At 52.8% G+C, this 24091-nt stretch carries 18 protein-coding genes and 1 tRNA gene; 14 read left to right on the top strand and 5 right to left on the bottom strand.

The window, feature by feature from the left end; translation table 11 throughout:
* Positions 1-45 precede the first annotated feature (45 nt).
* The gene (gene pyrF / locus R2K28_RS13475) at positions 46-753 is read left to right on the top strand and encodes an orotidine-5'-phosphate decarboxylase (RefSeq protein WP_316365095.1); all 708 of its coding nucleotides are present in this window, start codon (positions 46-48) and stop codon (positions 751-753) included.
* A 120-nt stretch (positions 754-873) separates the two neighbouring features.
* Positions 874-1755 (top strand): UTP--glucose-1-phosphate uridylyltransferase GalU, encoded by an 882-nt coding sequence (galU, locus tag R2K28_RS13470; protein WP_316365093.1) that lies wholly within the window; start codon positions 874-876, stop codon positions 1753-1755.
* Positions 1756-1791: 36 nt separating this feature from the next.
* On the opposite strand, the gene R2K28_RS13465 is transcribed toward galU, so the two are convergent.
* Positions 1792-1866: transfer RNA gene (locus tag R2K28_RS13465), tRNA-Glu, on the bottom strand.
* 177 nt (positions 1867-2043) lie between these two features.
* On the opposite strand from R2K28_RS13465, the gene pcnB reads away from it, so the two are divergent.
* From pcnB to panD, 6 genes are all read left to right on the top strand, one after another.
* Positions 2044-3339 (top strand): polynucleotide adenylyltransferase PcnB, encoded by a 1296-nt coding sequence (pcnB, locus tag R2K28_RS13460; RefSeq protein WP_316365092.1) that lies wholly within the window; start codon positions 2044-2046, stop codon positions 3337-3339.
* On the top strand, positions 3332-3832 hold the full coding sequence (gene folK, locus R2K28_RS13455) for a 2-amino-4-hydroxy-6-hydroxymethyldihydropteridine diphosphokinase (RefSeq protein WP_316365090.1): 501 nt from the start codon (positions 3332-3334) through the stop codon (positions 3830-3832). The genes pcnB and folK overlap by 8 nt, the downstream gene beginning before the upstream one ends.
* Positions 3816-4475: a deoxynucleoside kinase gene (locus R2K28_RS13450; protein ID WP_316365088.1), complete on the top strand. Its 660-nt coding sequence runs from the start codon at positions 3816-3818 to the stop codon at positions 4473-4475. Before folK ends, R2K28_RS13450 begins: the two co-directional genes overlap by 17 nt.
* 181 nt (positions 4476-4656) lie before the next feature.
* On the top strand, positions 4657-5457 hold the full coding sequence (gene panB, locus R2K28_RS13445) for a 3-methyl-2-oxobutanoate hydroxymethyltransferase (RefSeq protein ID WP_316365086.1): 801 nt from the start codon (positions 4657-4659) through the stop codon (positions 5455-5457).
* On the top strand, positions 5454-6311 hold the full coding sequence (gene panC, locus R2K28_RS13440) for a pantoate--beta-alanine ligase (RefSeq protein WP_316365084.1): 858 nt from the start codon (positions 5454-5456) through the stop codon (positions 6309-6311). Before panB ends, panC begins: the two co-directional genes overlap by 4 nt.
* A 132-nt stretch (positions 6312-6443) precedes the next feature.
* Positions 6444-6824 carry an aspartate 1-decarboxylase gene (gene panD, locus R2K28_RS13435; protein ID WP_116449046.1) on the top strand — a complete coding sequence of 127 codons (381 nt, stop codon included), beginning with the start codon at positions 6444-6446 and terminating at the stop codon, positions 6822-6824.
* 24 nt (positions 6825-6848) lie between these two features.
* Here the strand turns inward: panD and glgA are convergent, their stop codons facing one another.
* Positions 6849-8309 carry a glycogen synthase GlgA gene (glgA, locus tag R2K28_RS13430; RefSeq protein ID WP_316365083.1) on the bottom strand — a complete coding sequence of 487 codons (1461 nt, stop codon included), beginning with the start codon at positions 8307-8309 and terminating at the stop codon, positions 6849-6851.
* 202 nt (positions 8310-8511) lie between these two features.
* On the opposite strand from glgA, the gene pgi reads away from it, so the two are divergent.
* Complete coding sequence (gene pgi / locus R2K28_RS13425) at positions 8512-10158, top strand: glucose-6-phosphate isomerase (RefSeq protein WP_316365081.1); 1647 nt, start codon at positions 8512-8514, stop codon at positions 10156-10158.
* Between the two features lie 32 nt (positions 10159-10190).
* Here pgi and glgB read toward each other — a convergent pair whose 3' ends face one another.
* Positions 10191-12365: a 1,4-alpha-glucan branching protein GlgB gene (gene glgB / locus R2K28_RS13420; RefSeq protein WP_316365079.1), complete on the bottom strand. Its 2175-nt coding sequence runs from the start codon at positions 12363-12365 to the stop codon at positions 10191-10193.
* A gap of 183 nt (positions 12366-12548) precedes the next feature.
* On the opposite strand from glgB, the gene glgC reads away from it, so the two are divergent.
* Genes glgC through malQ form a run of 3 tightly spaced genes read left to right on the top strand, consistent with a single transcriptional unit; the run spans position 12549 to position 17033 of the window.
* Positions 12549-13814, top strand: a complete 1266-nt coding sequence (gene glgC / locus R2K28_RS13415; protein WP_116476127.1) for a glucose-1-phosphate adenylyltransferase — start codon at positions 12549-12551, stop codon at positions 13812-13814.
* The gene (locus tag R2K28_RS13410) at positions 13804-15519 is read left to right on the top strand and encodes a glycoside hydrolase family 57 protein (RefSeq protein WP_316365077.1); all 1716 of its coding nucleotides are present in this window, start codon (positions 13804-13806) and stop codon (positions 15517-15519) included. Before glgC ends, R2K28_RS13410 begins: the two co-directional genes overlap by 11 nt.
* A 17-nt stretch (positions 15520-15536) precedes the next feature.
* Complete coding sequence (gene malQ, locus R2K28_RS13405) at positions 15537-17033, top strand: 4-alpha-glucanotransferase (protein WP_316365075.1); 1497 nt, start codon at positions 15537-15539, stop codon at positions 17031-17033.
* A gap of 221 nt (positions 17034-17254) precedes the next feature.
* Here malQ and R2K28_RS13400 read toward each other — a convergent pair whose 3' ends face one another.
* Entirely contained in the window at positions 17255-17377 is a 123-nt protein-coding gene (locus R2K28_RS13400) for a single-stranded DNA-binding protein (protein ID WP_116447664.1), read from the bottom strand.
* 69 nt (positions 17378-17446) lie between these two features.
* Between R2K28_RS13400 and purL the strand changes: the two genes are divergently transcribed.
* Complete coding sequence (gene purL, locus R2K28_RS13395) at positions 17447-21334, top strand: phosphoribosylformylglycinamidine synthase (protein ID WP_316365073.1); 3888 nt, start codon at positions 17447-17449, stop codon at positions 21332-21334.
* A gap of 3 nt (positions 21335-21337) precedes the next feature.
* Here the strand turns inward: purL and R2K28_RS13390 are convergent, their stop codons facing one another.
* Positions 21338-21982: an endonuclease gene (locus R2K28_RS13390; RefSeq protein WP_316365069.1), complete on the bottom strand. Its 645-nt coding sequence runs from the start codon at positions 21980-21982 to the stop codon at positions 21338-21340.
* A gap of 474 nt (positions 21983-22456) precedes the next feature.
* Between R2K28_RS13390 and R2K28_RS13385 the strand changes: the two genes are divergently transcribed.
* Positions 22457-24085: an XrtA system polysaccharide chain length determinant gene (locus R2K28_RS13385; RefSeq protein ID WP_316365067.1), complete on the top strand. Its 1629-nt coding sequence runs from the start codon at positions 22457-22459 to the stop codon at positions 24083-24085.
* The last annotated feature ends 6 nt before the right edge of the window (positions 24086-24091 follow it).

Raw genomic sequence — 24091 nt, 5'->3', positions numbered from 1 at the left:
ATCCGAATTCTCGGATCCCAACTACAACAGAATGGTGGAAACAACATGAATACCAGTGATTCAAGGGTCATTGTTGCACTTGATTATCCAAATCAGGATAGGGCCCTTGCGCTTGTGGATCGCTTGGATCCCTCACTTTGTCGGCTCAAGGTTGGCAAAGAGATGTTTACCCGTCTCGGTCCCACTTTTGTCGAAGTGCTTAGAGGCCGCGGCTATGATGTTTTTCTCGACCTGAAGTTTCATGATATTCCCAATACTGTAGCGGCGGCCTGCGATGCAGCGGCTGATCTCGGGGTATGGATGATGAATCTGCATGCATCCGGCGGTCGCAGGATGATGGAGACAGCTCGCGAACGCCTGGAGGCCAGGAACACTCGCCCGCTTCTGGTCGCAGTTACCATTCTTACCAGTCTGACCGGTGAAGAGATCGAGGATATCGGTTTTTCCGGGGACCCAGCGCAGAATGTCTCACGCTTGGCCAAGTTGACACAGCAAGCGGGGCTGGATGGTGTTGTCTGCTCCCCCAGGGAGGCTGAAATGCTGCGTAGCGAGCTGGGTGATGCGTTTCTTCTGGTGACTCCCGGTGTACGGCCTAAACAAGCGGCTCAGGACGATCAGCGCCGTGTGATGACACCGGCCGATGCGATACATGCTGGTTCCAGTTACCTGGTGGTGGGAAGACCGATTACGGCAGCGGCCGACCCTATCGTGGCACTGCAGTCGATCAATCAGGAGATTGCATCCAGCTTGTGACTGTAAGGGACCTCATTCGAAGAACTCTGTATGATATGGGTTGCGATACTTGGGGTGTTGAGTCACCTGAATGCGGGTAATTGAACGGCCCGATGTGTACAAGGATTCAGAGGAGTGGTAATGAAAAAGATACGTAAAGCGGTTTTTCCTGTAGCTGGGATGGGCACCCGTTTTTTACCCGCAACCAAGGCCAATCCCAAGGAGATGCTGCCGGTAGTAGACAAGCCTTTGATTCAATATGCCGCCGAGGAGGCGGAAGAGGCGGGTGTGACATCACTGGTATTTGTCACAGGTAGAAACAAACGCTCTATTCCCGATCATTTCGACAAGGCATACGAATTGGAGAGTGAACTGAAGGAGGCGGGAAAGACTGAGCTGTTAGAGAAGGTACAGAACGTCCTGCCCGCTGATGTGAGCTGTATCTATCTCAGGCAGGCGGAAGCCCTGGGGCTTGGCCATGCTGTGCTCTGTGCGGAATCCGTGGTGGCGGACGAGCCATTTGCGGTAATCCTGGCGGATGATCTGATCTCTGGTGAAGATGGTGTAGGCGCCATCGCTCAAATGGCCGAGATCTATGAGCGTTATCAGTGCAGTGTGATACTGGTAGAGGAGGTTCCGCGCGAGGAGACTGGCAAGTATGGCATCGTGGAGGTAGAGGAGGACGATGGCGAAACTGCCATCATGACATCCATCGTCGAAAAGCCGAAACCGGAGGATGCGCCATCCAATCTTGCGGTGGTCGGACGCTATATCCTTACGCCGCGTATCTTCGACTTGATCAAGAAGACTGGTGAGGGGGCCGGCGGTGAAATCCAGCTGACTGATGCCATTGCCGAGCTGTTGAAGTTTGAAAAGGTCCGGGTCTATCGGGTGAAAGGCAAACGCTATGATTGCGGAAGTAAACTCGGGTATCTTGAGGCAACCGTCGAATATGGTTTGTCACACAATGAGCTGGGGGAAGAATTTCGTAATTATCTCAGCGAGTTATCAAAGGACCTATAAGAATAAAGGCCGCTATCCAGCGGCCTTTTCACTAACTGGTACTCCCTAGGGGACTCGAACCCCTGTTACCGGCGTGAGAGGCCAGCGTCCTAACCACTAGACGAAGGGAGCAGTTTCTCACGAAAGGCGGTATTATACTGACTTGGTTGCCAGGCTCAATCACCTGGTTAAAAAAATAGTTCAGTGGTCGTACCCTTGAAACAAACTGCCAAGTGGCTGAAATCGAAATTCTCCGGATTGATCAGCAATTCTACTCCCCCAGCCGGATCGGATAGAAGAGGCTCGGTGATGCCTATTGTCATTGCCCGGGACAGTCATACCATATCCCGGGCGAATATCAGCCGCAACGCCATAAGAGTCCTGACTCAGTTACAAAATGCCGGTTACGAGGCGTACCTGGTAGGCGGGGGTGTGCGCGACCTGCTGCTTGGCCGTGAGCCCAAGGATTTCGACGTGGCTACCAATGCCTTGCCGGAGGAGGTCAAGTCGGTTTTTAAAAACTGTCGCTTGATAGGCCGGCGCTTTCGTCTCGCGCATGTCTACTTCGGTCGCGAGATTATCGAAGTTGCCACATTTCGCAGTAACCGGCAGCCTGAGCAGGATGGGGAGCGCCACGCAGAGAACGGCATGATACTGCGTGACAACGTCTACGGTACCGTTGAAGAGGATGCCCAGCGCCGGGATCTCACCATCAATGCGCTCTACTATGATGTGGGGGATTTCACGGTCATCGATTTCGCCGACGGTATGTCGGATCTTCAAAACGGGGTGATACGCCTGCTGGGTGATGCGGAGAGTCGCTACAGGGAAGATCCGGTACGACTTCTGCGGGCGATACGTTTTGCCGCCAAGCTGGGATTTATCATCGATCCGGAAACGGAATCGCCAATCCAGAGTCTTGCTCCGTTGCTCAGCGATGTGCCTTCCGCCAGGCTCTATGAAGAGGTGCTGAAGCTCTTTCTTGGCGGTTCTGCATTGGCATCGTTCGAGAAGCTGCGCCACTATGGTCTGTTTGGGCAGCTCTTTCCCGCTACCGAAGAGGCGCTCTCCCACGAAGACCATGATTTTCCCATAACCTTCGTCAATCGGGGTTTGAATAACACCGATACGCGTCTGCAGCAGGATAAATCGGTTACCCCTGCATTCCTTTTTGCGGTGTTGCTGTGGGAGCCGGTAAGGCTTGGTTACGAGGCGCAGCTGACACAGGATCTCCTTCCCGCGGAGGCGCTACAGACAGCGGCCAATGATGTCTTGAGAGAGCAAATCAAGCATGTATCGATTCCGAAACGATTCAGTTATCCGATGCGCGATATCTGGCAGTTGCAACCACGCTTCGAGCAACGCCAGGGTAAGCGGCCCTATCGACTCTTGAGTCACCCCAGATTCCGTGCCGCCTACGATTTTCTCCTGCTGCGTGCGGAGGCGGGTGAAGTTGAGCTCGAACTGTCGAAGTGGTGGACCGAATTCCAACATGCCAACAGTGAGCAGAAGCAGAACATGTCAGGGCAGGGACGTCGTGGCAGAGGTCGTCGCAGGAAAAGGCGAGGCAAGAATAGCCAGAGTAACAAGCCGAGCGATGAGTAAGGTTCAATCGGTAATTGCCTATATCGGTTTAGGCAGCAATCTGGAAAATCCCATTCAGCAGGTTGAAACAGCGCTCCAGGAGCTGACTGAATTGAAGGATTCATCCCTGCTTGTGCAGTCGTCGTTGTATCGAACAGAACCGATTGGTCCGCAACACCAGCCAAGCTACATCAACGCCGTTGCTGCGTTGATTACCGTGTTGGATGCGGAGGGGTTGCTGGAACAATTACAGGCTATCGAACTGGCCCACCGGCGGGTTCGTGAAGGTGAGCGATGGGGGCCGCGTACCCTCGATCTTGATCTGCTGATGTATGGCAGGGCGACGATCGATACACCAGGTCTACAGGTCCCGCATCCAGAGATGGCAAACCGGGCATTTGTTCTAATACCGCTGAGTGAGATCGCCCCGATCGATATGGATATCCCTGGCATGGGCAGGTTGCAGGATCTGTTGTTCAGCTTGTCTGGAGAGGGTGTTGAACGGTTGGTCTGAGAAGCCAAACTTTATCGTTGTGGAAGGGCCTGTCGGGGTTGGAAAAACCAGTCTGGTACAACGTTTGGCAAACCATTTCGGCAGTGATGTGTTACTTGAGGGAGCGGAAGAGAATCCCTTTCTACAACGTTTCTATCAAAATCCGCGGGAAGCCGCATTGCCGGCGCAACTCTTTTTTCTGTTTCAGCGCAGTCGTCAGTGGAACGATCTGTCTCAGGGCGATATGTTCCGACAACACCTGATTGCAGACTTCATGCTTGAAAAGGATCGCCTGTTTGCACAGATCAATCTTGATCCTGATGAGCTGCAACTCTATGAGCAGGTCTATGATCGTCTGACACTGGACGCGCCACCGCCTGAACTGGTGGTCTATCTTCAAGCGCCCGTCGATGTGCTGATGAAGCGTATAAAACAACGTGCCCGGCCAGTGGAAAGAAAAATCGAAACAGACTATCTACAGCGGCTGTGTGATGCCTATGCCGATTTCTTTCACCATTATGATCGTTCTCCGCTCCTCATCGTAAATGCGGCAGAGATCAATCCTCTGCAAAGGGAACAGGATTTTCAATTGCTGTTAGAGCATATCTGCGATGGCGGTGCTGAAAGGCGCCGTTATCTGAATCTTAGCGGGTTTTCCCTCTGAACCTGTTTCTTGGCAAGGAAATAGCGGATTTCGGTGCCGCAGGCAGCACCCTACGCCTTGAATAAATGTAGGGTGCGGCTTGCCGCACCGTACAACAGTAAACCCTTCGCGAACAGTGTTAACAGCCTATATACTGTGCCAGAATTCCCGGTTGGCCGCAGATTCAACGCATCGAGACACTATGAGTAAAAAAACTATTACCGTCAGAAGTTTGCTTGAGATGAAATCCGCTGGTGAGAAGATATGTGTATTGACCAGCTACGATGCCAGCTTCACTCGCCTTGTTGAAGAAGCTGGTGTCGAAGTGATTCTGGTGGGTGACTCTCTCGGTATGGTGATCCAGGGGCAAGAGAGTACCTTGCCGGTAACCCTGGATGAGATGATCTACCATACCCGCAATGTTGCAAGAGCCAGGGATAATTCTCTGCTCATAGCAGATATGCCGTTCATGAGTTACCGTTCGCCAGGGCTGGCCATGGAATCGGCGGGCAGGCTGATGAAAGAGGGTGGCGCCCACATGGTTAAACTGGAAGGCGGAGCGACTCAGCTGGAGGCGATTCGCCAGCTTGCATCACAGGGAATCCCGGTGTGCGGACACCTTGGACTGCTGCCGCAATCTGTACATAAGCTGGGTGGTTATCGCGTCCAGGGACGTGAAAAACGGGATGCGAGCCTGATCCGCGAAGATGCCCGGTTACTGCAGGAGGCTGGTGTCGATATGCTGGTGCTGGAGTGCGTGCCGGATCAGTTGGCGGCACAGGTCGCCAAAGAGTTGAGCATACCTGTGATCGGCATTGGTGCCGGACCCGATTGCGATGGACAGGTACTGGTGCTGTACGACATGTTGGGAATCAACCCCCGTCCACCCCGTTTTGTGAAGAACTTTCTGCAATCCGGCAGGACCATCCAGGAGGCACTGCATGCCTATGTGGATGCCGTGAAGTCCGGTGAATTCCCAACTGCCGAGCACAGTTTCAAGTGAGCAACGGGATGGAGACGGTTTCTGACATTGAACGGCTACGTCAGCGCATCGGTAGCTGGCGCAAGGCGGGGGAGAGGATCGGTTTTGTGCCAACCATGGGTAATCTTCATGCAGGACACCTGGCGTTGGTGGATGCTGCCAAGGGGCAGTGTGAAAGAAGCGTGGTCAGCATCTTCGTCAATTCCATGCAGTTTGGTGAGGGAGAGGATTTCGATAGTTACCCGCGTACCCTGAAAGAGGATCAACACAAGCTGGAGCAGGCCGGTGTCGATCTGCTTTTCGCTCCTTCGGGGACGACGATCTACCCCCAGGGCAATCAAGCGCAAACCCGGGTGGAAGTGCCGGAACTCTCCGATATTCTCTGTGGTGCCAGCCGCCCGGGTCATTTTGTGGGCGTTGCAACAATTGTTTGCAAACTCTTCAACTATGTACAACCGGATTTGGCAGTGTTCGGTGAGAAGGATTATCAGCAGTTGATGGTGATCCGGCGCATGGTTGCGGATTTAGCTATACCCATAGAGATCGTCGGGTTACCCACTGTCAGGGAGGCGGATGGACTGGCGAAGAGCTCTAGAAACGGCTATCTGTCAGTGGATGAGAGGAAACAGGCGCCAAAACTCTATGAAATCCTCAATATCACTGCTGAGTCATTGAGGAGTGGTGAACGAAATTATGCTCTTTTGGAGTCAAATGGCGCCGATATGCTTCGATCTGCAGGATTTAAGCCGGATTATTTTAGCATTCGTCGGGCTCATGACCTGGCTCTACCAGGCCGGGAAGATCAACATCTGGTAATTCTCGCGGCAGCCTATATGGGAACTACACGACTGATAGATAATCTAAATGCTGCATAGCAACAATTCCTTATTGATAGGCAGGACAAGATCGCGGATAATCCACCGTTACCTTGTTTGGTAGATCCCGGGTCGATCTGAACCGGGACAATGGTTAACATAGACATTCATCCAAGATAGGGCACGAAATCCATGCAGCTGACAGTACTTAAGTGCAAGCTACATCGAGCATGTGTGACTCACTCCGAGCTTGATTATGAAGGCTCCTGTGCCATTGATGCCGATCTTATGCGGTTGGCAGGTATCCATGAGTACGAACAGATCCAGATCTATAACGTGACCAATGGGGAACGTTTCACGACCTACGCCATACTGGCAGAGGCGGGATCGCGGGTGATTTCGGTCAATGGTGCAGCCGCGCATAAGGCCGAGCCAGGGGATAGAGTCATCATCTGTGCCTATGCAGGACTGGACAGTGAGGAGATGGCGAGCTTCAAACCCTCGCTGGTCTATCTCGATGAGGAAAACAAGGTAATCGGTACTGGCAATGCGATACCGATTCAGGCCGCATAAAGAGAGCAGATAGTTATCGGCTATCTACAGACCCGGCTCATCCATGGCTGTCTGGTAGAGTTCCAGATAGTGCTGGGCGCTGGCTTCCCAGCTGAAATCCTGTTGCATGCCGGTTCGGGCAAGTATCTCCCAGTCTGTTGAGGATCGACGATAGAAATTAATTGCGTGCTCAACCGCTCCCCACAGACTGCTTGCATCCGCATTCTCAAATACGAACCCGGTCGCACTGCCGTTGGCGAGGGTCGATGGATTTACATCGACCACTGTATCCGCCAGACCACCGGTGCGTCTTACGATGGGTACGGTGCCGTATCTCAGGCTGTACATCTGGTTCAATCCACAAGGTTCGAAGCGGGAGGGCATAAGAAAGCAGTCGCACCCGGCCTCGATACGATGTGACAAGCTTTCATCATATCCGATATAGACACCAACCCGGCTGTGGTAACGGTTACTGATTTTTTCCAGGGCGTGTTCAAGATCCTTATTACCCGATCCCAGCATGACCATTTGCACGCCAGCATCCATGATCCCGGGGAGAATCTGCAGGATCAGGTCGACACCCTTCTGATCAACCAAGCGGCCGATGTAGCCTAATAGCTGAATGTGTTCATCCTCGGGTAGCCCATATTCCCGTTGTAATGCCAGCTTGTTTTTGCGTTTTTCACTAAAACGTTCAACGGAAAAGGGTGTATAGATATGCTTGTCAGTAAGTGGATCCCATGCGTGATAGTCGATCCCGTTGAGAACGCCGGTGAAATGGTCTTTACGATGGTTCAACAGACCCTCTAGGCCATATCCGAACTCGGCTGTTTTGATCTCAGTTGCATAGCTAGGACTGACTGTATTCACACGATCGGAGAGGGCAATCCCCCCCTTGATGAATGAGAGCTGACCATGAAACTCCAAGTGATGGTATGACCAAAGGTGGTCGGGGAGTCCAAGACGTTGGAAAGTGGCCTGATCGTAGAGTCCCTGATAGGCCAGATTATGGATCGTGAACAGGGTTGCAGGCCGCTTCTTCTCCATGGAGAGGAGTGGGGCGATAAGACCGGTTTGCCAGTCATTCGCATGCACAACGTCAGGCACCCAGTCGTGTTCTATCCGGTTGGTCGCCAACTCGGCGACAGCGTGACAGAAGAGGCTGAACCGTTCCGCATTATCGGGCCAGTTCACACCCTCTGGGGAGAGATAGGGATTCCCCGGACGCTTGAACCTATGGGGTGCGTCGACTACATACAGCGGTACCTTATGCGGACCACTGCTACCCTTTAAGAGATGTACAGGCGATTTTTCGCCGGCAATTTCCAGGGTTGCCAGTTTTGTCAGGTTTTCTGCTTTTTCCAGAACATCTGGATAACCTGGAAGAATCAAGCGACAATCCTGGCCTATATGATTGAGTGCAGTGGGTAAGCTACCCGCAACATCCGCCAACCCACCAGTTTTAATCAACGGCGTGGCTTCGCTGCTGGCAAAGAGGATTTTCATGGGTTTTTCTTATCCTTATTCTTTACAAAACTGTTACCAGGCCCGAGCGAGAATGAGCAGATTCTGGTCCGGTATATGTTGTTGATGCCCTATTTTATCATTTAGCTTCATAACTGTACGATATGTCTTATGTTATCTTGCTACACTTGCTGCCAATCCCATGAAAACTGTAACTTATATTCAAATAAAACGCATTTAGAACATGACCGAGATAAATCAGACAGATGAATGGATGGCCCTTGAGCAGCATTGGGCCGAGGTCGAGCCACTCCAGATGCGTGACCTGTTTCAACAGGGCCCGGAGAGGGCTGAGCAGATGTCCATCAGGCAGTGTGGGATCATGCTCGATTATTCGAAGAACCGTATAACGACCAGATCTATGAATCTTCTGCTGGCCCTGGCTCAAGCAGTGGATGTTGACGGTTGGCGGCGTCGCATGTTTTCCGGCGAACGCCTGAACATCACCGAGAACAGGGCTGTTTTACATGTGGCGTTGAGGAATCGCTCCAACCATCCCGTCTGGTTCGATGGCGAGGATGTGATGCCCGGCATCAACGCGGTTCTGCAGAAAATGGAGGTATTTTCCGAAGCGGTGCGTTCAGGGGAGTGGAAAGGCTATACAGGGAAGCCGATCAGCAACGTGGTGAATATCGGTATTGGTGGTTCCAATCTAGGTCCTCTCATGGTCTGCGAGGCGCTTAAGTCCTATCAAAAACCGGGCTTGAATATGCATTTCGTCTCGAATGTGGATGGCAGCCATATTATCGACACGCTGGCTGGATTGGATCCTGAAACCACCCTGTTCATCATTGCGTCGAAGACCTTTACCACCCAAGAGACCCTGACCAATGCCCACACCGCGCGACAATGGCTGCTGGATGAACTGCATGATGAGCAAGCCGTGGCACACCATTTTGTGGCAGTTTCGACGAATGCGGAGAAGGTTTCAGAATTCGGCATCGATACGGCCAATATGTTCGAGTTCTGGGACTGGGTGGGTGGGCGCTATTCACTCTGGTCGGCAGTAGGTTTGCCCATCGCCATTGCCGTCGGTATGCAGAGTTATTATGAACTGCTGCAAGGCGCGCATGATATGGATGAGCATTTTCTGCATGCCGATCTATCGGAGAACATGCCGGTGATCATGGCGTTGCTGGGTATTTGGTATGTGGATTTCGCCAAGGCGCATACCCATGCAATTCTTCCCTACGACCAGTATCTCAGGTATCTGCCCGACTACCTGCAACAGGCTGATATGGAAAGCAACGGTAAACGTGTCACCCGCTTCGGCCGGCCGGTCGACTATCCCACCGGCCCTGTTATTTGGGGATCCGCGGGCACCGACGGGCAGCATGCCTATTATCAACTCATCCATCAGGGTACACAGCTCATTCCCTGCGATTTCATCGTGCCGGTCAACAGTCAGAATGAGACCGGGGATCATCATGAAAAACTCTTCGCCAACTGTCTGGCGCAGAGTGAGGCATTGATGCGTGGCAAGACACGTACTGAAGTGCGTGAGGATATGCAGCAGGCGGGTCTGGAACCTGAGCAGATCGTGGACCTGCTGCCGCATCGAATCTTTCCTGGAAATAGACCCTCAAATACCCTGTTGCTGGATAAGATAACCCCATCACGTTTGGGATCGCTGATCGCCTTGTATGAGCACAAGATCTTTGTGCAGGGCATTATCTGGCGGGTCAACTCCTTCGACCAATGGGGGGTGGAGCTGGGTAAGCAGCTGGCGGGGGTTATCCTGCCGGAGCTGATGGATGAGCTGCAGGTCTCCCCACACGACAGCTCAACGCGAGGATTGATCACCTATTTTCATCGTCATCGCAAGCGCTAATCCTCGCATTGGAGGCCATCGGGTGCTTGGAATCACCCGTCTTGTTTGCGCAGCAGAATGGCTCCCAATGGGGGCAGGGTGAGTGAGATAGACTGGTCACGTCCCATCCAGGGCGACTCCTCGGAGACCAAACCGCTGCCATTGCCCAAATTGCTGCCCCCATAGAACTCCGAATCGGAGTTGAAGACCTCTAGATAGACCCCGGGCTGGTTGACGCCTATGCGGTAGTTGTCCCGTGGTACCGGGGTAAAATTCAGGATGATCAGCAGTTCATTGCCGTTGCGGTCTTTCCGCACATAGCTGAGTATCGATTGTGAGCTGTCATGACAATCGATCCAGTCGAATCCCGGATACTCGAACTCTATTTGGTGCAGTATCGGCTGCTCCTTATAGAGCTTGTTGAGATCGGTCAGCAGCGTCGTTATGCCTTTATGCGAGGGGTGGTCCTGAAGGAACCAGTCCAGGGCCTCACTATCGTCCCATTCACGACCCTGGGCGAATTCACAGCCCATGAAAAGCAGCTTCTTCCCTGGATAGGTGAACATATAGGTGTAGAGAAGCCGTAGATTCGCAAATTTCTGCCACTCGTCACCAGGCATTTTGTCGATCATCGAGCCTTTGCCGTGCACAACCTCGTCGTGGGAGAAGGGCAGTACGAAATTCTCGGTGAAGGCATACAGAAGCCCGAAGGTGAGTAAATCGTGGTGATAGTGACGGTAGATTGGGTCCTGAGAGGTGTAGGAGAGGGTATCGTGCATCCAACCCATGTTCCACTTCATGCTGAAGCCCAGGCCTCCCAGCCAGGTCGGGCGTGATACCTGTGGCCAGGCGGTGGACTCTTCCGCGATCATCAATGTGCCCGGGTGGAAGTCATGGGTGACAGAATTGAGTTCTCGTAAGAAGTCGACCGCCTCAAGGTTCTCCCGTCCCCCATACTGATTGGGGACCCAGTCTCCCGGATCCCGGGAGTAGTCGAGGTAGAGCATGGATGCGACCGCATCCACCCGTAGGCCGTCGATGTGGAACTCCTCCAGCCAGTAGATGGCACTGGAGATCAGAAAATTACGTACCTCATTGCGACCAAAATTGAATATCAGGGTACCCCAGTCCCGATGTTCCCCCTTGCGCGGATCCTCGTGCTCATATAGCGCAGAGCCATCGAATCTGGCTAGCGCATAACGATCCCGGGGGAAATGGGCGGGCACCCAGTCAAGGATAATGCCAATCTGGTTTTGATGCAGGTAATCGATGAAGTAGCGGAAGTCATCGGGGGTGCCAAAGCGACTGGTAGGGGCGAAGTAGCCGGTTGTCTGGTAGCCCCAGGAGCCATCCAGGGGGTGTTCGGTGATGGGTAACAGCTCAATATGGGTAAATCCGACCCTTTTGACATGCTCGGTAAGCTGATGGGCGAGATCACGGTAGTTGAGGAAACCTCCTTGATCGTCCCTGCGCCAGGAACCGAGATGGACCTCATAGATGGACATCGGCTCCTGCTGCCAGTTGGAGGTGGCTCGGTTACCTATCCATTCGCCATCAGCCCATCCATAGTCGCTGTCTGAGACCACGATGGCTGCTGTTTCGGGCCGGAATTGGAAGTGATTACCATAGGGGTCTGTACGTAGGGATATATCCCCGTTCTGGGTGCGGATTTCGAATTTGTACAGATTGCCGCTATCCAGCGCTGGAATGAACAGCTCCCACACACCTGTTCCCCCTCTTGAACGCATGGGGTGAACCCGTCCGTCCCACTGGTTGAAATTGCCTACTACCGACACCCGGGCAGCGTTTGGCGCCCAGACGGCAAACAGCACCCCAGCGATTCCGGCGGTTTCATAGGGGTGAGCGCCAAAGAAGCGATAGGCATGGCGATGCTTGCCTTCGCTGAACAGATGCAGGTCAAACTCAGGCAATAGGGGTGGAAAGCTGTAAGGGTCGTAGGTTTTTTGGATCAACCCCGATTTGTCCTGCCACTCCAGAAGATAGTGATCACTGACCTTGTCGACCGTCGTCTCCAGCTCAAATAAATCGGTGCCCTCAATGCGTCTGAATGGCTGTTTATCACTCTCCAGAGCGACTTTCTCCGCTTGTGGCATGAATACCCTAACGCGACAGTCATTGCCATGCACATGTCTGCCGAGTACCTCGAATGGATCATGATGGCTGGCATCGATGATCCGTCGCAGTGCCGCTGGAATTTTACTCTTCATAAATATTAAGAAACCTGCTTTGAGTGGTACGCCTTGAAGGGAACATGATGTTAACATACCAACACTCCCGTCTCATGAACAGGTTCGCCCTCAAATGAAAACGGATAACAATATAAATCTATTTACTTGCGCGTAGAATTTGCAGTGATTTTTTAGCCTGCTTTGGCTATGGAGGTTTGATCGATGACTGACCAGAGTCCGCGTTTCGTCAGCCGGTTGACTCGCAATACACTTGCCTTGATATTGGCTGGTGGGCGCGGTTCCCGACTTAAACACCTGACAAAGTGGCGATCTAAACCTGCGGTACCCTTCGGAGGGAAGTTCAGGATCGTCGATTTCCCACTTTCCAACTGCATCAATTCCGGCATTCGCCAGGTGGGTGTACTGACACAATATAAGGCTCACTCGCTGTTGTTGCATATTCAACGCGGCTGGGGGTTTCTTCGGGGTGAATTCGGTGAATTTGTCGAGTTGCTGCCGGCACAGCAGCGTATCGAGAGCAGCTGGTACGAGGGTACAGCGGATGCGGTCTACCAAAACCTGGATATTCTCCGCAGCCACAATCCTGACTATGTGCTGGTTCTGGCTGGAGACCACATCTATAAGATGGATTACGGTACCATGATCGCCGAACATGTGGAGTCTGGTGCCGATATGACGGTTGGTTGCCTCACCGTCGATCTGGAGAGTGCCAAAGAATTTGGCGTGATGACCGTGGATAGCGACGACTGGGTGGTCGACTTTCATGAAAAACCGGCCAATCCAAAGCCGGTCCCTGGCAAGGAGAATGAGGCCCTGGCCTCCATGGGAATCTATGTCTTCAATCGTAAATTTCTATTTGAACAGTTAATCAAAGATGCGGATACGCCCAATTCATCCCACGATTTCGGCAAGGACCTCATACCCAAGGTTATAGAACGATACCGGGTGATGGCCTATCGCTTCAGAGATGCCACCAGCGGCAAGCAGGCCTACTGGCGTGATGTGGGTACCATCGATGCCTTCTGGACGGCCAATCTGGAGCTGATCGGTGTCACGCCACCCCTAAATCTGTACGACCATAGCTGGCCGATCTGGACCTATCAGGAGCAGCTGCCCCCCGCCAAGTTCGTATTCGATGACGATGAACGCAGAGGCATGGCGGTGGACTCCATGGTTTCGGGGGGGTGTGTCATATCGGGCGCCAAGGTGACCAACTCACTGCTTTTTTCCAACGTGCGTGTCAACTCATACAGCGAAGTCACCGAAACCGTTGTGTTACCGGATGTAAATATCGGACGTAACTGCCGCATAACCAAGGCTGTGATCGATCGTGGCTGCGATATTCCGGAGGGCACCATCATCGGTGAGGATCCCGATCAGGATGGGGAACGTTTCTATGTCAGTGAAAAGGGTGTCGTGCTGGTGACACCTGAAATGCTGGGTCAGGTTATACACCATGTCCGATAAGTCCAATCCTGACAACCGTCTGCAGGTTGTCTTATGCTGGCACATGCATCAGCCCTACTATAAGGGGCCAGAGGATAGTGACTACCTGTTGCCCTGGGTCTATCTGCACGGCATCAAGGACTATGCGGATATGGCTGCCCATCTGGAACACACACCGGATGCCAAGGCAGTGGTGAATTTTGCCCCGGTGTTGTTGGAACAGATCGATGATTATGCCAGTCAGATAGATGCTTGGCTGAACAGGGGCAGTCTGATTCGAGATCCTCTTCTGGCGGCACTCGCCGGACCGGGTCTTCCCGTGGATACGCCATCCCGAAAGGCGATCATCTCCGCTTGTCTCAAGGCAAATGAGAATCGCCTGATCAGTCGTTTCAAGCACTTCAGTGAGTTGGCCGCCTTGGCTAAGCATGCCTTGGAAAACGAGGCCATGATTGCCTATTTCAATGATCAATATCTGGTCGATCTCTTGATCTGGTACCATTTGGCCTGGGTTGGCGAGTGTCAGCGTGTGAACGATATTCGAATGCGATCCCTGCAGGCAAAGGGGCATGGCTTCGACCAGGATGACCGGCGCCGCATTATGGAAATGATCTGGGAGATTTTAAGCAATCTCACCCAGCGTTATGCAAAGCTCGCAGCGAATCACCAGGTAGAGCTTTCGGTGACGCCCTATGCCCACCCGATCATCCCTTTGCTAACCGATATGAATTCTGCCAAAGAGGCCTTGCCGACGATTACCATGCCCAAGCTGGAGGAGTATCCCGGGGGTGAATCCAGAGCCCGTTGGCATATGCGAAAAGGCATCGAGGTATTCAAAGATCATTTCGGTTTTAAGCCTACAGGGTGTTGGCCCTCAGAGGGTGGGGTCAGTGAGGCAACCTTGAAGATGTTGGAAGAGGAGGGATTTGAGTGGGCCGCCACCGGGCAACAGGTTTTGAGCAATAGTCTGATGGCAGGTGGCGGCGATTCACAGCTTCCTGATAACTGGGTCCACTCGGCCTATTGTGTTCAGGAGGGTCATCTGAACATGTTCTTTCGGGATGATGGGCTCTCCGATCTGATCGGATTCACCTATGGTGAGTGGCATTCGGACGATGCTGTGGGGGATTTGATCAACCACCTGGTGAACATCGCCGATGCATGCCAGGACAATCCGGATGCGGTGGTCTCGATAATCATGGATGGTGAGAACGCCTGGGAGTACTACCCCTATAATGGCAGCTACTTTCTTCGGGCAATGTACGAACGTCTATCCCAACATCCCCGTTTAAATCTAACCACCTTTTCCGAGGTGCTGGGACGACGGCAGCAGCCTTCTCCCAGGCTCTCGAAGCTGGTGGCCGGTAGCTGGGTTTACGGTACCTTTACCACCTGGATCGGGGACAAGGACAAGAACCGCGCCTGGGATCTGCTGGGTGAGGTGAAAAAGGTATACGATCGGGTAGTGGCTGAGAAAAAGTTCAGTAAGCGAAAGTTGGCGGAGTTGGAAAAACAGCTGGCGATTTGTGAGGGCTCCGATTGGTTCTGGTGGTTTGGCGATTATAATCCAGGGGAGACCGTCAGCGATTTTGAACAACTGTTTCGCAGTCAGCTTTCCCATCTGTTTGACCTGCTGGGCGAACCCAAACCCGACTATCTTTCTCAAGTTTTTGCCGTAGGTAGCGGCAAGCCATCCCTGGGTGGGGTAATGAAAAAAAATGATTGATGTGATGAGAAACGAGGATGGATAGTGCCGCCGAGGAAGCTTATCGGGCAGTCCATCAGATTTTGACCCGTCGCCGGGCAGGCATCCTGTTACATATCACATCCCTTCCCGGTCAGGGTGAAGTCGGGGATCTGGGTAGTGATGCCTACCGTTTTGTTGATTACCTGGTCTCTACAGGCATGAGTGTGTGGCAGATTCTGCCAATCGGCCCCACCATGCACGACAATTCGCCCTATCAGAGCAGTTCTGTCTATGCCGGTAATCCCCGCCTGATCAGCCTGGATCTGCCGCTGCAAAAGGGATGGCTTGAAGCGATGCCGGAGAGCGAAGCCACACTCGCCGACGGGGTAAAAGGTTATGCCATAAAATTGGCCTGGGAGGGTTTCAAGGAGCGTGCCGATGAGGGTGACAGGGATGCATTGCAACGTTTCATAGCAGAGCAGAAGCATTGGCTTGAGGATTATGCCCTGTTCCAGGCGTTACGCCAGGAAGAGGGTGGCTGTTGGTGGGAGTGGCATACCCCCATGAGAGATAGGGAGCCACAGGCGATCGCCGAGGCGAGGGCACGCTTCACTGAAGTCATCGATGTTATCCGGTTTGAGCAATTTCTGTTTTTTACAGAGTGGATGAATCTCAAACACTATGCCAATGAGCGTGGGGTGCTGTTGTTTGGTGATGTTCCCATCTTCGTGGCCCATGACAGTGCTGAGGTGTGGGCCCATCGTCAGTTTTTCGATCTGCTGGCGGATGGTCATCCGAGGGTGGTGGCCGGGGTGCCTCCAGACTATTTTTCCGACACCGGTCAACGCTGGGGTAATCCCCTCTATTGTTGGGAAAGGCTGGAAGCGGAAGACTTTTCATTCTGGATAGAGCGCCTCAGGGCTCAATCAACCCTGTTCGATTTTCTGCGCATCGATCATTTTCGTGGATTTGAAGCCTTTTGGGAGATACCGGCTGAGGAACAGACGGCGGTGAATGGTAAATGGATTGAGGCGCCGGGTGAAAAACTGTTTGAACATCTCTATCGGGCGCTGCCGAGTTTAGAGCTGGTGGCAGAGGATCTGGGTGTTATCACACCGGAGGTGGAGGCGCTGCGTAAGACCTACCACCTGCCAGGCATGAAGATCCTGCAGTTTGCTTTCTCCGGGGGGGCGGAGAATCCCTATCTGCCTTTCCATCACACCCGGGATTCGGTGGTCTATACCGGCACCCATGATAATGACACCACCCTAGGCTGGTACAAGGGGCTTGATGATGGAACCCGTGAATTTGTCGATGATTATTTAGGCAAGCCCCGTGAGGCCATGCCATGGCCGATGATCCGTGCAGCTTTGGCTTCCAGGGCGAATCTGGCGATTCTCCCTTTCCAGGATGTGTTGGGCCTGGACAGTGCTCACCGGATGAACACACCGGGAACAACTGAGGGGAATTGGAATTGGCGATTCGAATGGGAACAGATAAAGCATGGTACGGATAAACGCCTGTTACGCTCTATTAAAATGTATGGCAGGTAGCGGATAGACCCTGTTTCACAAGAGTGGCTCCTCTGGCCGATTGATCAAAAAAAAACCACTTCGACAGCAGGCCGAAGTGGTTATACCAAAGGAGGATGGAGGAGATAAGCCGCCATCACAATGCTGTTCTGGCTGACTTGGTGCTATTCCACCATCCATGGACTTTTGTTGCATTGAGAAATATCAATCTTATTGAATGTGACTATTGGTGGAGCTGAATCTTAGTCATCTTTTGTTGGATCGTCTGCGGATGATGATTTGTGGCTTTTGCCTGCGAGAAAGAGCGCAGCCACACCCAGTACCAGCAGTATGATCAGTGAAATGGCAATCAGGATATTACTCATGGCTTACGGCTCTCTTAATTGGTGGTTTTCGAGTATCATTGTGTTTTTTATGATCTGCAGGATCCAGTCATGTTGATTCTCCGTGGCGCACCCGCCCTCTCTGAATTCCGGCTAAAGAAACTCACCCTACGCCTCTCCAGTTTATGTAACGGAAAAGTGGGGATTGTTTCGGAGTATCTCCATTTCGCCGATGTCAACCAATCTCTCGATGAAACAGAGAGGGCCGTACTCGAAAATCTGTTGCGTTATGGCCCCGCCATGCCTGAAATAGAGCATCAAGGCACACTTTTACTTGTGGTCCCACGACCGGGTACTTTATCACCCTGGTCCAGCAAAGCCACCGACATCGCCCACCATTGCGGGTTGCAGAAGATTCAACGGCTGGAACGTGGTTTGGCCTACTATCTGACCATCGATGGAGAGGAACTGGATAGCAGGCAGTATGTGATCGCGACGCAACAGTTGCATGATCGCATGACCGAGACTGTGTTGTCGGATGCGGAGGATGCGACTTGTCTGTTCAGTCGGGCCGAGCCCAAACCCTATATCCAGGTGGACACCCTGGGGGGTGGAGAAATGGCGTTGCGCAGCGCCAATACAGAATTGGGCCTGGCCCTGTCTGATGACGAAATCGAATATCTGGTGGAGAGCTTTCAATCCCTGCAACGCAATCCCACCGATGTGGAATTGATGATGTTTGCCCAGGCCAATTCAGAGCACTGCAGACATAAGATCTTCAATGCCGACTGGATCATCGACGGGGTGAATCAGCACCACTCCCTGTTTGAGATGATTCGCAATACCACCAACACTTCGCCTACTGATGTGCTTTCGGCCTACAAGGATAATGCCGCTGTCATTAGTGGTCCGTGCGCAGAGCGCTTCGTCCTCGATCCGGGTACCAATATCTACGGCTTCGGCCAGGAGGATATCCATATCCTGATGAAGGTGGAGACCCACAATCATCCAACAGCGATCTCCCCCGATCCGGGTGCAGCGACAGGGTCCGGCGGCGAGATTCGTGACGAAGGGGCAACGGGTAAGGGGGCCAAGCCAAAGGCCGGCCTGTGCGGTTTTTCGGTCTCGAACCTACGCATTCCCGGTTGGGAGATGCCCTGGGAGGTCGACTACGGCAAACCCGATCGTATCGTCTCCGCGCTGGATATCATGCTCGAAGGCCCCATTGGCGCCGCATCCTTCAATAACGAATTCGGCCGGCCCAATCTGAATGGTTATTTCCGCACCTATGAATCCCGGGTACCGGGGCCGGATGGAGAGGAGCTGCGTGGTTATCACAAACCGATAATGCTGGCCGGTGGCTTGGGAAATATCCGCGCAGATCACATTGAAAAGGGTGGTTTCCCACATGGATCGCCCTTGGTTGTTCTAGGTGGTCCAGCGATGCTGATCGGTCTCGGCGGTGGCGCGGCTTCCAGCATGGCTAGCGGCACATCCGCTGAGGATCTCGACTTTGCATCAGTACAACGCTCGAACCCGGAGATGCAGCGTCGCTGCCAGGAGGTAATCGACGTCTGTTGGGCACGGGGCGATGCCAATCCTATTCTGTTTATCCATGATGTGGGGGCGGGCGGACTCTCCAATGCCTTGCCGGAGTTGGTTCACGATGCGGCGCTGGGCGGACGTTTCGAGCTGCGTACAGTACCCAATGATGATCCCGGGATGTCACCGATGGAGATCTGGTGCAACGAGTCCCAGGAACGCTATGTGATGGCCATCGATACGGGCAAGCTGGATGAGTTCAAGGCGATCTGTGAACGGGAACGCTGCCCCTATGCCGTCGTCGGTGAGGCGATGGATGAGGAACACCTGGTCCTGGGGGATGCCCATTTCGACAATAATCCCATCGATATCCCGATGAGCCTGCTGTTCGGCAAACCACCCCGTATGCTGCGGGATGTGCGCAGCAAGACCTTTAAGAAACAGGAGCTCGATTTCGCTGCTGTCAACATCAGACAGGCGGCACTGCGGGTGCTGCGCCTGCCCACTGTGGCCAACAAGACCTTTCTGATCACTATCGGGGATCGCTCAGTGACCGGCATGGTGAGTCGAGATCAAATGGTGGGGCCCTGGCAGGTACCGGTTGCCGACCTGGCGGTGACCACCTCCGGGCTTATGGGCTATACCGGTGAGGCCATGGCTATGGGAGAGCGGACCCCGCTGGCGCTACTGGATGCCCCCGCATCCGGGCGCATGGCGATCGGCGAGGCGATTACCAACATCGCGGCGGCGAGTATCGAGAAACTGTCGGATATCAAGCTCTCTGCCAACTGGATGGCGCCGGCGGGACACCCCGGTGAGGATGTGAAGCTGTATGAGACTGTGAAAGCGGTGGGTATGGAGCTATGTCCCGCGTTGGGTATCGCGATCCCTGTGGGCAAGGACTCCATGTCGATGAAGACCGTGTGGCAGGCAGGTGATGAGGCACTTGCCGTGACTGCGCCACTCTCCCTGATCGTGTCTGCCTTTGCGCCGGTAAAGGATGTCAGGTTGACCCAAACACCGATGTTGCGGAATGATGCCGAAGATTCCGATCTGATTCTGATCGATCTGGGGAAGGGGAAGAACCGCTTGGGTGCAACCGCACTGGCCCAGGTCTATCAACAAATTGGTCACCACGGTGCCGACCTGGAAGATCCCGAGGCACTGGGACGCTTCTTTGCACTGGTCCAGGAGCTCAACCAAAGCAATCTTCTATTGGCCTACCATGATCGTTCGGACGGCGGACTTTTCACCACCATCTGTGAAATGGCCTTCGCGGGCCGATGCGGTGTGAGCGTGGAGATCGATGACCTTGGGGACGACGACCTCGCCATACTCTTCAACGAGGAGTTGGGGGCGGTGATCCAAGTGCGTCACCTGGATACAGATGAAGTATTGAAGATGCTGAACGATGCAGGATTGGGACGATGCAGTCACGTTATCGGAACCCTCAACAGTGATGACCGGATCGAGTTCAAACGGGCCGGGAAAGAGGTGCTGAGTGCCACCCGGGTTGAATTACAACAGGCCTGGTCGGAGACGACACGTCAGATGCAGGCGTTGCGTGACAATCCTGCCTGTGCCCAGGAGGAGTATGACCGGGTCGCTGCGGCGGATCCGGGTATCCAGGTAACATTGAGCTTTGATCCCGATGAGGATATCACCACACCCATGATCGCGACCGGGGTGAGACCACCCATGGCGATCTTGCGGGAACAGGGGGTCAACGGTCAGCTTGAAATGGCAGCGGCCTTCCATCGCGCCGGATTCGAATGTGTGGATGTGCATATGTCGGATATCATCGAGGGGCGCATCAGTCTGAGCCGTTTTAGAGGCTTGGTGGCCTGTGGTGGATTCTCCTATGGGGATGTATTGGGTGCGGGAGAGGGTTGGGCAAAGTCCGCCCTGTTCAACAGCCGTGCACGGGATGAGTTCGAGGCCTTTTTCAAGCGCCAGGATAGCTTCGCCCTAGGCGTCTGCAATGGCTGTCAGATGCTATCCAATCTGCATCAACTGATTCCGGGTGCCGATCACTGGCCCCACTTCGTTCGCAACCGTTCAGAACAGTTTGAGGCGCGACTCGTCACTGTCGAGGTCTGTGAATCACCATCGATTTTGCTGAATGGCATGAGCGGTTCGAGACTGCCCATCGTAGTGGCCCATGCTGAGGGCCGCGCCGAGTTCAATGATCAGCAGCATCTGCAGGGTGCCGATGAGCTGACGGTGTTGCGATATCTGGAAAATAACGGTGAATTGGCGAGTCGCTATCCGGCCAATCCAAACGGCTCTCCTGACGCTATTGCGGGTCTCTGCAACAGGGATGGTCGGGTGACGATAATGATGCCCCATCCGGAGCGCGTCACCCGAACGGTTCAACACTCCTGGCATCCGGATGATTGGGATGAGGATGCCCCCTGGATGCGACTGTTCCGCAATGCCCGCGTCTGGGTGGATTGAGTTTCAGAGGGAACTTTCGTCTCCCAGCTCCCGTGCTTCCCTATGGGTCAAACCCGGATGATTCTTCAACGCATACCCGGCAAAGTGGAGATTTAAGATCGCCTCCTGCAGGCTATTACGCAGGGCGGGGTTCGGTGAGTCCAGGTGTTGCGCCAAAGCCTTCAATGGAACCTCCAGGTGATGTTTATGTACCGCCACTGGGAGATTCAAGCGGCCGGCGAGATTCAGGAAAGGATCGAGCGGGGCAACATCAGGTTGGCTATGGTGATGTGTCCTGGCTGAGTAGACGAGTTCCACATCCTGGGGTATGAGTTTCAGATGATCCCGGTAACTATCTGCAAGGGATTCGCTGATTTCGCTCTCACCGTTGATGACAGCACGGACAATCTGGGTTATGCCACGGGCAGATTTCAGGTCCGGCTCAAAAGCGAGTATTGCGGCCATCAGATGTCTCTGGGTTTTGCTTAGATTGTTGGCCTGATAACCGGACATATTGAACTGGCGTTGATCCGCGAGGTTTCTCAAAAATGCCTGGGTACAGGCAAAGTACCTAGATGTGTAGTGGAACAACTCTTCGGCACAACCACCCCAGCCGGCGTGAAATTCCGGATAGTACAAACCATCTACACATTTCAAGTTGCTATTCATAACGCCTGATAGTTCGCGATAAAGAGCAATTTGACGGATGATTTCTGCAGAGATCTCAATCAGATATTCGAGGTATGGAGGTCACAACAGGAAATGATCCCGTCACATCTCTCATAGCATAATATAGCTCAATTATCGGCCTAAAACCCCTCGGAAAATGCATGTCATACCGAGAAAAAACGAAATAACTAATTGAAATAAAAGGCTTAATTGATGTATCGACAGGCATTTTACCAGCAGATGTCAGGGCCTAATCCAGGCCATGGATTGGGCGCCATTTAATAATCGGGCGAGCCGTTGAACCAGCCGGGACAGGGGGAATCTAAAAACTGGATATGCTGGGTTGGAGTATATAGACTAAGCCGGAATAATCCTGGGATAGTTGTTTATCAAGGAAACATTACTGCATATATCAGGCGTGGATATGGAATCGGCTATTATTGGTTTAAGCATTAGGCATATTCAAACAGATAAATGAACGAAATTATTTTACAGATCAAGAACTACATTCGATCGGCCTGGCGGTTTAGATGGCCGGCGGTAATGCTCGCCTGGGTTGTTGCCTTGATTGGCTGGGCTTCAATATTTGTCATGCCTGACAAATATGAATCAGAAGCGAAAGTGTATGTGGACACAGAGAGTGTGCTAAGACCTCTACTCGAGGGATTGGCTGTGCAGAACGACATGAAACAGAGACTGCACCTGATGACAAGGACTCTGCTCAGTCATGAAAATCTGCAAAAATTGATCCTCCAAACTGACCTCGACCATCTGGCTACTAATCGACAAGAGCGTGAGCAACTGATTAGTAGGCTCCGCAATACAATTGTTGTCGATGTTAATCGAAGAACCATTCCAGGTACCCGCGGCGAGACAGAAAATTTCTATACCATCAGATATACTTATAAAGACCGTTTTATGGCACAAAAGGTGGTAAAGGTGTTGTTAGACATCTTTGTCGAGAGTGCTTTGGGTGATACTCGCATCGAGTCGGATGCGGCACAAAAGTTTCTGACACAGCAGATTCGAGAGTATGAGGCCAGGCTTACAGAGGCAGAGAATAAACTAACTGAGTTCAAGCGGCAGAATGTTGATACATTGCCTCGCGAAGGGGGTGGCATTTTCCAGCGGCTTGAAACAACGAAGACAGGGCTTGAGGATATTCAGCTAGAACTCAAAGAGGCCCGGATTCGTCGTGATGAGCTTAAGCGACAATATTCCAGGACGCTTGCGGAAGAGGAGAGGAGAAGGGCCAGTATGGGGGTATCCGCGAATGCGGATTCGCCTACCGCACAGCGCTTACTCGCGATGCAGACCCGCCTGGATGAACTGCTCCTTCGGTATACCGAACAACATCCAAATGTTCAAGAGATCAAGCAGACCATTGCGGATTTGAAAAAACAGGCAGAAGATTCACCACCTGTTGTAATGAGCACGACAACTTCATCAAACAACGTATCCTCGGCGTTGGAGCAATTGAAGCTCGCGTATCGTGAATCGGAGGTCGAATTAAGGACGGTTCGGTTACGTCATGATGAATATCAAGCCCGGGTCAATGAGCTTAAAGAAAAATTGGATACCATGCCTAAGGTTGAAGCAGAATTGACCCGCTTAAATCGTGACTACAGTATCAATAAGGAGAATTATCAGGAACTGGTACAGCGATTGGAATCGGCGAAGATGTCGGAACAGGCTGATGAGGCCGGTGACAATCTCAAATTCAGAATCGTCGAGCCGCCGAGTGTGCCAATACTACCCATTGGTCCAAAGCGTCTCCTGTTGACCGCCCTTGCACTGTTCATGGCACTCGCCATAGGCGGGGGCCTGGCATTTTTACTGTCCCTTTTGAAACCAGTCTATTTTGACATGCGCACACTCAGGACCGAGTTGGAATTTCCTGTGCTGGGTCAGGTCACACGCGTCATGACGGATGATGTGAAGATGAAGCGGCGCCTTGAAATCAGTGGCTTCGTATCCGTCGTAGTACTACTGATTTTACTCTTTATCGGCATTGTGCTTATCCACGTAATGGGGATGAGGGAAGACATTATTCTGCTGATCAAACAATCGGGTATCCTCTCTCTATTCCGCAATGGTTCTTAAAACCGC

This window comes from Candidatus Thiodiazotropha sp. CDECU1 (genome assembly GCF_963455295.1).
GTDB lineage: Bacteria > Pseudomonadota > Gammaproteobacteria > Chromatiales > Chromatiaceae > Thiodiazotropha.
Note: the sequence above shows the minus strand (reverse complement) of the source record. Positions and strands in the feature narration are given on the sequence as shown.

Excerpts from the sequence above, each read along its gene's own strand:
- pyrF (WP_316365095.1), top strand. The coding sequence starts at position 46 with ATGAATACCAGTGATTCAAGGGTCATTGTTGCACTTGATTATCCAAAT.
- galU (WP_316365093.1), top strand. The coding sequence starts at position 874 with ATGAAAAAGATACGTAAAGCGGTTTTTCCTGTAGCTGGGATGGGCACC.
- pcnB (WP_316365092.1), top strand. The coding sequence starts at position 2,044 with ATGCCTATTGTCATTGCCCGGGACAGTCATACCATATCCCGGGCGAAT.
- folK (WP_316365090.1), top strand. The coding sequence starts at position 3,332 with ATGAGTAAGGTTCAATCGGTAATTGCCTATATCGGTTTAGGCAGCAAT.
- panB (WP_316365086.1), top strand. The coding sequence starts at position 4,657 with ATGAGTAAAAAAACTATTACCGTCAGAAGTTTGCTTGAGATGAAATCC.
- panD (WP_116449046.1), top strand. The coding sequence starts at position 6,444 with ATGCAGCTGACAGTACTTAAGTGCAAGCTACATCGAGCATGTGTGACT.
- glgA (WP_316365083.1), bottom strand. The coding sequence starts at position 8,309 with ATGAAAATCCTCTTTGCCAGCAGCGAAGCCACGCCGTTGATTAAAACT.
- pgi (WP_316365081.1), top strand. The coding sequence starts at position 8,512 with ATGACCGAGATAAATCAGACAGATGAATGGATGGCCCTTGAGCAGCAT.
- glgB (WP_316365079.1), bottom strand. The coding sequence starts at position 12,365 with ATGAAGAGTAAAATTCCAGCGGCACTGCGACGGATCATCGATGCCAGC.
- glgC (WP_116476127.1), top strand. The coding sequence starts at position 12,549 with ATGACTGACCAGAGTCCGCGTTTCGTCAGCCGGTTGACTCGCAATACA.
- R2K28_RS13410 (WP_316365077.1), top strand. The coding sequence starts at position 13,804 with ATGTCCGATAAGTCCAATCCTGACAACCGTCTGCAGGTTGTCTTATGC.
- malQ (WP_316365075.1), top strand. The coding sequence starts at position 15,537 with ATGGATAGTGCCGCCGAGGAAGCTTATCGGGCAGTCCATCAGATTTTG.
- R2K28_RS13400 (WP_116447664.1), bottom strand. The coding sequence starts at position 17,377 with ATGAGTAATATCCTGATTGCCATTTCACTGATCATACTGCTGGTACTG.
- purL (WP_316365073.1), top strand. The coding sequence starts at position 17,447 with ATGTTGATTCTCCGTGGCGCACCCGCCCTCTCTGAATTCCGGCTAAAG.
- R2K28_RS13390 (WP_316365069.1), bottom strand. The coding sequence starts at position 21,982 with ATGAATAGCAACTTGAAATGTGTAGATGGTTTGTACTATCCGGAATTT.
- R2K28_RS13385 (WP_316365067.1), top strand. The coding sequence starts at position 22,457 with ATGAACGAAATTATTTTACAGATCAAGAACTACATTCGATCGGCCTGG.